At 29.7% G+C, this 9,435-nt stretch carries 6 protein-coding genes, 1 pseudogene and 1 CRISPR repeat array; of the genes and pseudogenes, 5 read left to right on the forward strand and 2 right to left on the reverse strand.

Annotation, left to right across the window (positions count from 1 at the left end; all coding sequences use genetic code 11):
* Positions 1 to 262: 262 nt before the first annotated feature.
* The 5 genes and pseudogenes from cas9 to WMO18_RS03960 all read left to right on the forward strand — a co-directional run.
* Complete coding sequence (gene cas9 / locus WMO18_RS03940; protein ID WP_367286375.1) at positions 263 to 4,237, forward strand: type II CRISPR RNA-guided endonuclease Cas9; 3,975 nt, start codon at positions 263 to 265, stop codon at positions 4,235 to 4,237.
* A 23-nt stretch (positions 4,238 to 4,260) separates the two neighbouring features.
* Positions 4,261 to 5,136, forward strand: coding sequence for a type II CRISPR-associated endonuclease Cas1 (gene cas1, locus WMO18_RS03945; protein WP_367286376.1), 876 nt, complete (start codon positions 4,261 to 4,263; stop codon positions 5,134 to 5,136).
* A gap of 4 nt (positions 5,137 to 5,140) precedes the next feature.
* Positions 5,141 to 5,446, forward strand: coding sequence for a CRISPR-associated endonuclease Cas2 (gene cas2 / locus WMO18_RS03950; protein ID WP_367286377.1), 306 nt, complete (start codon positions 5,141 to 5,143; stop codon positions 5,444 to 5,446).
* 17 nt (positions 5,447 to 5,463) lie between these two features.
* A complete protein-coding gene (gene csn2, locus WMO18_RS03955; RefSeq protein WP_367286378.1) occupies positions 5,464 to 6,114 on the forward strand; it encodes a type II-A CRISPR-associated protein Csn2 in 651 nt (216 codons plus the stop codon).
* A 76-nt stretch (positions 6,115 to 6,190) separates the two neighbouring features.
* A CRISPR array of direct repeats spans positions 6,191 to 6,884; the repeat unit is 36 nt; unit sequence GTTTGAGAGTAGTGTAATTTCATAAGGTATTAAAAC.
* A gap of 423 nt (positions 6,885 to 7,307) precedes the next feature.
* Positions 7,308 to 7,673, forward strand: a pseudogene (locus tag WMO18_RS03960) (ISL3 family transposase); the annotation flags it as partial.
* Here the strand turns inward: WMO18_RS03960 and WMO18_RS03965 are convergent.
* Both WMO18_RS03965 and WMO18_RS03970 read right to left on the reverse strand, forming a co-directional pair.
* Positions 7,625 to 7,894, reverse strand: a complete 270-nt coding sequence (locus WMO18_RS03965; RefSeq protein ID WP_211148620.1) for a hypothetical protein — start codon at positions 7,892 to 7,894, stop codon at positions 7,625 to 7,627. The pseudogene WMO18_RS03960 and the gene WMO18_RS03965 sit on opposite strands and share 49 nt — an antisense overlap.
* 218 nt (positions 7,895 to 8,112) lie before the next feature.
* The coding region (locus WMO18_RS03970) for an Ig-like domain-containing protein (protein WP_367286379.1) at positions 8,113 to 9,435 on the reverse strand (1,323 nt) is incomplete at its 5' end.

A 9,435-nucleotide genomic window follows, 5' to 3' on the forward strand; every position in this document is an offset into this window, starting at 1 on the left:
TTATTTAAAATATATAAAAAATAATTATGTACAGTATATTATCTGTGTAAAATTACAAAAGATAAGTCCCATAAATGGGACAGTAAAATAAAAAAAGACCTGCTTTTGCAGGTCTTAAATCACACAATGTGACAGTTGCAAATTAATGCAACGATTTGAATAAATTTTTATTTGAACTCGTAGTGTAATCTCATAAGGTTTTAAGATTGTCTTAATTATATACTTAAAATTTTTAGTTGTCAATACAAAAGGAGAAATTTTTATGAAAGATTATTATGTTGGCTTTGATATAGGTACTGAATCAGTAGGATGGGCAGTGTCTGATTTTTACTACAATTTATGTAAATTCCATGGGAAGTCTATGTGGGGCTATGAACTCTTTGATGAATGTAATACTGCTGTTGACAGGAGAACTTTCAGAAATTCTAGAAAAAGAATTGATAGAAAGAAGCAAAGAATTGCATGGTTACAAATGCTGTTTAACGAGGAAATATCCAAAGTAGATATTGCTTTTTTTCAAAGACTGAAAGAAAGTAATCTTTATCTTGAAGATAAATCAACCAATGTGCCTTATGCAGTATATGCAGATAAAAATTATACTGATGTTGATTATCATAATGCTTATCCCACAATTTATCACCTTAGGAAGGATCTCATTGAAAGAGAGGATCCACATGATATTAGATTGGTTTATCTTGCATTGCATCATCTAATTAAGAATAGAGGTCACTTTTTGTTTGATAATCTAAATTCTGATTATGATAGTGATTCTTCTTTTGATTTTCTTTATGATGATTTAGTTACCTATTTAAGTGAGGAAATGGGTATTGTACTTGAATGTAGTGATTCCTCAAATGTTGCTGATGTTCTCAAGGATAAAAGCAAGAGTAGAAGTGTTAAGAAAAAAGAACTTAGTAATTATTTTCAAATTACTAAGAAGAACAACCCACAGGAAGTTGAGATTATTACTTTGCTTTGTGGACTGAAAGGAACTTTATCTACTATTTTTAGTGATAAAACTTTGGATGATGCCGAAAAAAATAAAATTGTTTTTGATAACAGTTTTGATGAAAATGAAGATGATTACATTGCTATATTGCAAGACAGATATGAACTTATTGAAAAAGTAAAAGCAATTTATGATTGGGCTGTTTTAGCTGATATTCTAAACGGTGAATCTTATATATCTTTTGCTAAGGTTAAAACATATGAAGAACATAAGAATGATTTGAGAATGTTGAAGGACTATGTTAAAGAAAGATGTTTTGACAAGTATGATGAAATTTTTAGGGTTTCATCCGATATTCCAAACTACACTTCATATAGTGGAAAGTATAAGGAAAACGGTAAAACAGGAGTTTTAGCAAGAAAGAACAAAGCAACACAGGAAGAATTTTGTTCATACCTATTGAAGTCCTTTAAGAATCTTGACCATTCCGGTTATGAAGATATGTTCCTGAAAATTGAGAATAACACCTTTATGCCTAAGATAGTGGTAAAAGATAATGGTGTTATTCCAATGCAAGTTAATGAAAAAGAAGTAAAGATGATTCTGAATAATGCCTCAAAATATCTTCCTTTCCTAAGTGAAAAAGATTGTGATGGCATTTCTGTTAGTGACAAAATTCTAAAGATTTTTCAGTTTAGAATCCCTTACTATGTTGGTCCTTTAAATACTCATAGTGATAATTCTTGGCTTATTAGAGGTAAAGAAAAAATTTATCCTTGGAATTTTGATAAGGTTGTAGATGTTGAAAAGTCAGCAGAGGCTTTTATTACTAATCTAACAAGTAAGTGTACATACTTATTTGATAGGGATGTTATTCCTAAAAATTCAATTCTATATAGCAAGTTTATGGTTCTTAATGAACTAAATAATTTGCGTCTTGATGGTGAGAAACCTGATGTTCAGTTTAAGCAAGATATATTTAATGATCTTTTTATGCATCACAAAAAAGTGACAAGAAAGAGTCTTGTAAATTATATCAAATCAAAGACAGGTGAAACACCTGACATTACAGGAATTGATGGTGACTTCAAAACAAGTATGCGTTCAGCTATTGAACTTTCTTCTTATGATTTAGATTTAGAAGAAAAGGAAATGATTATTTCTTCTATTACCATTTTTGGTGACGATAAAAAGTTACTGAAAAAAAGATTGAAGAAAAACTTTGCTGATAAGTTATCTGATGATGATATTAAGAAGATAAGCAAGTTAAAATATAAAGATTGGGGAAGATTTTCTAAAGATTTATTAACTGAAATTTATGATTTTGATGAAAATACCGGTGAAGTAAAGGATAATATCATTAATTCCCTTTGGAATACTAATGATAATTTTATGGAACTCTTAGGCTCAAAATATAATTTCCAAAAGAGCATAGAAAATGCTAATAGAGAAATTCAAAACAGTACTTCTATTAGAAAAATGGTAGAAGCATTATATGTATCTCCAAAGATAAAAAGACCTATTTATCAGTCTTTACTTATTATGAAAGAAATTGAGAAGATACAAAAGAGCCAACCTAAGAAGATATTTGTGGAAATGACTCGAAGTGATGGTGTTAAAGGGGATAAAGGACGTAAACACTCTCGTAAAAAGCGTCTTGAAGAACTTTACAAAAATTGCAAAGAAGATTCCGGTGAACTTTGGGAAAGTTTAGAGAAAACACCTGACAATGAATTTCAACAGGATAAGTTGTATTTGTATTACACTCAATTTGGAAAATGTATGTACACCGGAGAAAGCATTGATATTTCAGATTTGTTTAATCAAAATATCTATGATATTGATCATATTTTCCCTAGATCAAAGGTAAAAGATGATAGCCTTGATAACCGTGTATTAGTTAAGAGAACAGTGAACTCTCATAAGGATAATGACTATCCTTTAGATAAGTCTATTAGAGATAAGATGAAATCTTTTTGGTATGTACTTTATTCTAAAGAGTTAATCAGTAAGAAAAAGTTTGAAAGACTTACAAGGTCAACAAGCTTAACAGACAGTGAACTTTCCGACTTTATTGCTCGTCAACTTGTAGAAACTTCACAGTCAACCAAAGCTGTAGCTGATATTCTTAAAATTTTATATCCAAATACTGAAATTGTTTATGTTAAGGCTAGATATGCTTCTGAATTTAGAAAAAAATACGATATGCTAAAATGCAGAACAGTCAATGATATGCACCATGCAAAGGATGCATACCTTAATATTGTTGTTGGTAATGTGTACAATGAAAGGTTTACTCATAATAGAATTAACTTTATAAAGGGTTTGCAGACTAAGAAATATAGTATGAACAAAATGTTTAGTTATGATGTTAAAAATGCATGGATTGCTGAAGATAATTATTCTTTGAATATTGTTAAGAAAACAATGAATAAGAATAATCCTATCTATAGGAGATACTCTTTCGTTCAGCATGGAGCACTTTTTAAAGTTTTACCTCTTAAAAAGAGCAAAGGACAAGCACCGTTAAAGGGAAATTCACCACTTTCTAATATTAACAAGTACGGTGGTTATGATAAGCCAACCTCTTCTTACTTCTCATATGTTGAATTTGAAGGTAAGAAAGGAAAGAAAAGTCGTCAATTTGTACCTATCGATAGCTACTTAAGAAAAGAATATGAAGGAAATCCTATTCAGTATTTAACAGAAAGATTAGGTCTAGTTAATCCGAAAATTCTTATTCCAATTGTGAAGTACAATGCTTGTATTGAAATTGATGGATTTAGAATGAATATTAGCAGTAAGTCAAATGGTGGTAAGACAATAGTATATAAATCAGCAATGCTTTTGGTTTTAGGTTACAAAGGTGAGTTGTATGTAAGAAATATTACAAAATTACTTGAAAGCCCTGAAGATCATACTATTACTGAATTTGATGGTGTTTCTTTTGATGAAAACATCGATTTATTTGATTCTTTAGTGAACAAAATGTGTAATACAATTTTAAAAGTAAAGTATTCAGATATGGGAAAAAAGATTAATCAAAAGAGAGATGTATTTCTTTCTCTTGATATAAGAACACAATGTTTTGTTTTAAATGAAATTTTAAAAATATTACATTGTAACGTTTTAATGGGAGATTTATCGAAAATAGGTCTGGCTAAAAAATCTGGTGCACTTACTTCTAATTCTGTATTAACTGAAATTAAAAATGTAAAATCTATTTACCTTGTTAATCAGTCAGTAACAGGATTATTTGAAAAGAAAATTGACTTGTTGAACATGTAAATTTATTATTTAGGAGAGTAACTATGAGTCGGAGAACAGTAGTAATAACAAAAACCTGTAAACTGGATTATTCTATTGGTTATCTAGTTGTTCGTGATGTTGAAAAAACTACAAAGATACATATTAGTGAAATTAGTATGTTAATTGTTGAGAGTACATCTGTTGCAGTAACTGTTGCTCTCCTAAACGAATTAACCAAGAAAAGTGTCAAAGTTATTTTTTGTGACGAAAAGCATAGTCCGTCATTTGAAGTAACTCCATATTATGATAGTTGTAAGTCGAGTTTAAAACTGAAACAACAGATTGATTGGGATGACCATATCAAGCAGTATATATGGACAAATATTGTTGCAGAAAAAATCAGTAATCAAGCAAAAGTATTAAAGCAATTTCAGTTGCCTCAATATACTCAATTATTACAATATATTGATGAAATTGAGTTTAATGATTCTACCAATAGAGAAGGTCATTCCGCAAAAGTGTATTTTAATGCTTTGTTTGGAAAGAGTTTTTCAAGAAAAAATGATTGTCCCATTAATGCTATGCTTAATTATGGTTATAGTATCATACTTTCTGCTTTTAACAGGGAAGTTGTGTCAAATGGTTACATAACACAACTGGGATTATTTCATGATAATATGTTTAATCAATACAATTTAAGTTGTGATTTAATGGAACCATTCCGACCTTTTGTTGATTCTATTGTTAAGGAATGTAATCCGGTAAAATTTGATAAAGAAGAAAAAGTGCTAATTTATTCTTTACTTAATAAAGAGTTGATAATAGATGACCGAAAACAAACTTTTCTAAATACAATAAAAATATATTGTAAAAGTGTTTTTACAGCAATAGAAGAACAGAATTCATCTTTAATAAGGTTTCCAAAAAATGAGTTATAGATTTATGAGAGTATTAGTAATGTTTGATTTACCTACAGAAACAGCAGAAAATAGAAGAAATTATACTAAGTTCAGAAAGTATCTGATTAAAAGTGGTTTTATGATGATGCAACAGTCTGTTTATGTGAGATTGGCATTAAATCAGACAAATGCAAAAGGAATGATTGATAGTGTAAAAAAGAACAAGCCTTCGGAAGGCCTTGTTCAAATTCTTACAATTACTGAAAAACAATATTCAAAGATGGAAATTATTTCCGGTGAGTATTCAAATGATACAGTAGATACTGATGAAAGGTTATTAATGTTATGAGAATGTTATATAAGTTTATGACAGATCCTGTAAAATTTGAAAATAGTAATATTAAACTGTTGGTTATTGAAAATAAAATTCAGTTTAGAAATACTATTTTAAGTTTACAGAATGGTGATGAAGAGGGCTTATTTGTGTTTTCAAAGGATTATAAACCATTAGATTTTTCTAAATCAGTTAGATTTATAGATAATGCACTATCTTTTAATTTAGCTGATAAAAAACTTATGAGTAAAATTAATAGTGATTTAGAATTTATTTGTAATTCAAAGTATTTTGATGAATTATCAATGATTAAAGAATTATGTACAAAACTTTGTTATAATCTTTGTGAAGAAAAAGAATTTGATTTTACTTTTAATGATGAAATAGAAACAAGTGCTTTTATAAAACTATTTTCTTTCTCTCCTAATAATGATTCTTCAGGTGTATTAGAAAAACTTTTATTGTATATTAATTTAGTAAATAAGTATCTAGGTATTAAGTGCTTTATTACACAAAATCTCTATATTTATTTTAGTAATGATGAGATTTTATCATTTTATAACACACTTATTGCTCACGATATTTATTTAGTGGATATAGAAAATATATATCCAAATCAAATAACTTCTCTGGAAGAAATAATAATAATTGATAAAGATTTATGTGAGGTGATTGACAAATAATATAGAAATGTAATAAAATTAAGTGAAATATCTTATGTTTTTACCATGCACATGTAGTGGGTGCATTTTATTTGAGGTTTGAGAGTAGTGTAATTTCATAAGGTATTAAAACAAAAACTATTGACAAATTATGCTTATGCAGTTTGAGAGTAGTGTAATTTCATAAGGTATTAAAACTTGGATATGTGAACATTGTGGAAAGCCAATGTTTGAGAGTAGTGTAATTTCATAAGGTATTAAAACTTGGATATGTGAACATTGTGGAAAGCCAATGTTTGAGAGTAGTGTAATTTCATAAGGTATTAAAACCAACTGGCTCTATAGCCGATTAGGTAAGTTGTTTGAGAGTAGTGTAATTTCATAAGGTATTAAAACTCTGACTATGCAAGAAAATCATACGCAAGGGTTTGAGAGTAGTGTAATTTCATAAGGTATTAAAACAATGGAAAAAGTTTCTTCTGAACTAGAACAGTTTGAGAGTAGTGTAATTTCATAAGGTATTAAAACAACAGCCTTCACACTCAGTCATTGTTAGACGTTTGAGAGTAGTGTAATTTCATAAGGTATTAAAACTGTGATGAAAGAGTTTTGAACAGCTTACAGTTTGAGAGTAGTGTAATTTCATAAGGTATTAAAACTATTGACTTTTATTGACTATTTACAAACTAGTTTGAGAGTAGTGTAATTTCATAAGGTATTAAAACTAACGGTTTTTAATCAGACGAAAGGAGTAAGTTTGAGAGTAGTGTAATTTCATAAGGTATTAAAACTTTCCCTCATCACGGAAAAATGTGGGATAATCAAAAATAAATATTGAAAAAGAGCATAGGAAGCTCCAAAATTGTAGTTGAAGAGACAAACAATGGAGGAGAGAAACCTATGCTCTATTTAGATGATATCAAAGTCAAGGATTTAAAGGAACACATATAGGAATCAGTCCTAAAAAGATAAAAGCATACTGTTTCTGGAAAGCATAAGGTCAGCGCAGACAGTTCGGTGCCCTTATTGTGGAGGCAGTGTGTATATTTATGAAAACGGACAAGTCAAACTCAAAGATATTCCAATATGGAGAGGTACTACACACATATGGAACTTCTTTATCCATAGATATCAATGCAACTGTTGCCACGAAACATTTACAAAAGAAGTACCTTTCAAATATCCAGGAACACGGATAACATACCGAGCAATTACAATCTATTCTGCAAGATCATCACGACCTTGCTGTTTGTTATGCCGTGAAAGAGGAAATGTGCAGACTTTATGAATTGACAGATTACCAACAAGCAGTCGCCGGATGGACAAAATGGTTTCAGGCGACGAAAGAAAGTGAGATTCCCACATTGGTACGGTTTGCAGTTCAAAAAGAAAAACGGCTCCCTGGCTTAGCGACCCATGCCATCTACTCAATCAGCACCGGCAAGCTCGAAGGCTTCAACAACAAGATCAAGGTCGCTAAACGAATCGCCTACGGTTACCGTGATGATGACTTCTTCTTTACCTTGATTCGCTATCTTTCTATTTCTTCTGTCCGTTCACCATCCCACAAAAAATCGTGATGAACCTTTTTTATGTCAGTACCGGCAATGCTTTTAGTTGCAACAATATGAGAACCACTCGCAGTAAAAGGGTCTTGATACATCATCTTAGTATTGGTGCTTCTTCTAGTAGTATCAGCTGACACTTTTGAAGTATATATCAAAGAAAATGAACTTAAAATCACTAAAAATGATAACAATAAGGCAATAGCTTTCTTATTAATTGATAATAAGATTTTCATTTTATTTTCCTCCTTTTTTCGTATTTTATAGAAGTTTATTAAGTTGGTGAGCGACAAAACATATTATTACCTCCTACTTATATTCCGTGACTTTTGCATTTTGACAACCTAAATTTGCAATATTTTTCTGTTTTTTTGAAAATTTGTCAATTTTGACAAAAGGAAAACACCGACCACTTTTATTAAAGTAATCGGTGTAAATACACGATTATTATATTTTAATCTCTTGGGTCTTTGTGGTTATTATAATCTTCAATAGATTGCCAGTTGTAATAGAACTTAATTACATACTCTTGATTTCCTTTATTATCTTTATAATCTTTACCATTGATTTTAAATTTTTCAAAATCAACATAAACTAAAAATTTTGAATCTTTTGGAGTTTCAGTATTAACTACCCAATCAAAACCGTTGTATTTGCTATCTAAAATTAGATTCTTTCGGTACTTTGGGTAACCGTTTTTATCCCAATATATAAATGAATCTAATACTTCTTTTTCCCACTTGTTCATATCTGTATATCCATTCCACTCTCCGTCATTTTTAAGAGTATCAGTGGACATTTCTTGAATCCAATATGATAGTGTTTCAATATACCAATCATTAAGAGATGTGAAATTATCGACACAATAATTAGATGTATCCTCAACATACCATTGATGTTGACCTTTTAATCGTGGTTCAATTGTTGCACCACAAGACTTAAAGTAGTTATTCAGCATATCACAATGTCTTTTGACAATCGATTTAGATTTGAGTTGCTTTATTGTTAATTTTGTATTATCACTTATAGGTGGATTTTTAACTTTAACAGTTAGTTTTACTACTTTTCTACTACCATCTTTTGCTTTTGCAGTAATAGTTACTGTACCTGCCTTAATACCTTTAACAACGCCTTTTGAATTAACTGTAGCAACTTTTTTGTTACTAGAAGAATAAGTTAAACCTTTATTGTTTGCGTTGCTAGGAACTACTGTAACTGCAAATTTAATAGTCTTATTTTTATATACTTCTTTAACTTGTTTCTTATTGTTATATGATAACTTTGTAACAAGTTGCTTTACTGTAAATTTACACTTTGCTGACTTATTACTACCGTCCTTAGCCTTTACAGTAATTACAACTTTACCTCTATGCTTGATTGTAACTTTACCATTACTGTTTACAGTAGCAACATTCTTATTTGATGAATACCAACTTACACCTTTATAAGTAGCATTTTTATTCTTAATAGCTTTCTTTAATTGGAAAGTTCTATTCTTTGCACCCCTGTTAAGAGTAACTGAAGATTTATTCAAAGTGATTTTCTTTACCTTTTTACCTACAACAACAAGTATCCTTGTTCTGATTTTTCTACCGTCTTTTGCAATAGCATTTACATAAGTTGTACCCTTATTTGTTGTTGCCTTGATTTTGCCGTTCCTATCTACAGTAACTACTTTAGTGTTGTTTGATTTCCAAGTAACTGACTTGTTATAAGCGTTATTAGGTAATACTGTAGCTTTTAGTTTTGCAGTTTTGCCTTTTTTAGACAAGTTAAT

It is taken from the genome of Ruminococcoides intestinihominis, from assembly GCF_040096285.1.
Taxonomy (GTDB): Bacteria; Bacillota; Clostridia; order Oscillospirales; family Acutalibacteraceae; genus Ruminococcoides; species Ruminococcoides intestinihominis.

Bases quoted from the DNA above. Each gene is read 5' to 3' on its own strand.
- cas9 (WP_367286375.1), top strand. From the start codon at position 263: ATGAAAGATTATTATGTTGGCTTTGATATAGGTACTGAATCAGTAGGA.
- cas1 (WP_367286376.1), top strand. From the start codon at position 4,261: ATGAGTCGGAGAACAGTAGTAATAACAAAAACCTGTAAACTGGATTAT.
- cas2 (WP_367286377.1), top strand. From the start codon at position 5,141: ATGAGAGTATTAGTAATGTTTGATTTACCTACAGAAACAGCAGAAAAT.
- csn2 (WP_367286378.1), top strand. From the start codon at position 5,464: ATGACAGATCCTGTAAAATTTGAAAATAGTAATATTAAACTGTTGGTT.
- WMO18_RS03965 (WP_211148620.1), bottom strand. From the start codon at position 7,894: ATGAAAATCTTATTATCAATTAATAAGAAAGCTATTGCCTTATTGTTA.